Genomic DNA, 1,412 nt, shown 5'->3' with positions numbered 1-1,412 from the left:
AAAAGCTGGAATATTAATATTAAAGGGGATTGTATTATAACCTATCTAGATTTGCTTTTGGGCTACTAAAAGCTTATCTTTTATAAGCTTTTTGTCCCAGATAAGTACCATCTTTTGGGCTTCTCTGAGAAAGCTAGATTAGTATACCCCTTTACCCATACCTATGAAAAAGTATCTCATTTTTTTGGTATTGCTAATTATCATTAATCACCAAAGTTATGCTCAAGCTTCTGCCCCTATGAGTAAGTATGGTTCCAATCGGGATAATGGGAAATACATTACCATAGATAAGATTAAAGTGTATTATGAAACCTATGGGCAGGGAACTCCCTTATTATTGCTTCATGGTGGACTTGGGTCCATTGTAAATTTTGAAAAATGCATACCAGAACTATCTAAGCATTATTTAATCATAGCCGTTGATAGTCCTGGCCATGGCCGTTCCAGTCAACTTGACTCCTTGAGTTATCCACTTCTATCAACTTATCTCTCCCAGTTTATAGATCTGCTTAAACTGGATAGTTTGTATATTATGGGGTGGAGCGACGGAGGGATCCTTGGATTAATGCTAGCTGCAGAAAGAGCAGATAAAGTAAAGAAACTCATTGCTGTGGGTGCCAACACACGAGTAGATGGCTTGAGTGAGGAAGCTATTAAATGGATAAAGTCTGATTTGATAAGTTGGGCAAAAGAGAATACAGCCTGGTCAAAAACCTATTTATCCTTAACGCCTCAACCAGAAAAGCTAACTACTTACCTTAAAAATACGCAGAAAATGTGGTTAACTGATGGGTATTTTCCTCAGAGCAAAATTGTATCGATGAAGATTCCAACCTTGATTCTGCAAGGTGATAGAGATATGATCAAATTAGAGCATGCGCTTGAAATGCATAGAAGCATTATAGATTCTCAGTTATGTATCCTTCCAAATACATCTCATTCAGTCTTTGATGAGAAACCAGAGCTGATGAATGAAATTGCTATTAATTTCTTTAATTCCACAAAGTGATGTCTAAGATAAGATAAACAGGATAAGTAGCCTTTGCGCAACTTTTATGTATAGGAATGGAAGCATTTAGACGTTTTTAATTCCTTAGTAAAATTCTACTTAACAAGTAAAAAGGCAATAGACTCCTCTGATCCGGATAGGGATGAGCTGCACTACAGATGGTGGCTTTACCAGGAAGAAGACAGCTATAGCGGACAAGTCGTGCTAGCAAACTCTCAAGAGCCTACCATCCACTTAACTGTTCCTACAGACGCGGAAGGCAAAACGATTCATTTGATCGTAGAGGTACAGGACAGCGGTACCCCTGCTTTGACCAGGTATCGACGAGTGTTGCTAAAGGTTAGCCAATAAGGGATGAAAGAAAGCTATTACCTGTAGTAAATTCTCTATATACAATAATGAT

2 protein-coding genes are annotated in these 1,412 nt (G+C 37.9%); both read left to right on the top strand.

The window, feature by feature from the left end:
* Nucleotides 1-163 precede the first annotated feature (163 nt).
* Complete coding sequence (locus tag Q0590_RS37265; protein WP_302042773.1) at nucleotides 164-1,009, top strand: alpha/beta fold hydrolase; 846 nt, start codon at nucleotides 164-166, stop codon at nucleotides 1,007-1,009.
* A gap of 117 nt (nucleotides 1,010-1,126) precedes the next feature.
* Complete coding sequence (locus tag Q0590_RS37765; protein ID WP_366970901.1) at nucleotides 1,127-1,360, top strand: hypothetical protein; 234 nt, start codon at nucleotides 1,127-1,129, stop codon at nucleotides 1,358-1,360.
* The last annotated feature ends 52 nt before the right edge of the window (nucleotides 1,361-1,412 follow it).

The sequence above is a fragment of the Rhodocytophaga aerolata genome (genome assembly GCF_030503435.1).
GTDB classification, from domain to species: domain Bacteria; phylum Bacteroidota; class Bacteroidia; order Cytophagales; family 172606-1; genus Rhodocytophaga; species Rhodocytophaga aerolata.
Note: the sequence above shows the minus strand (reverse complement) of the source record. Positions and strands in the feature narration are given on the sequence as shown.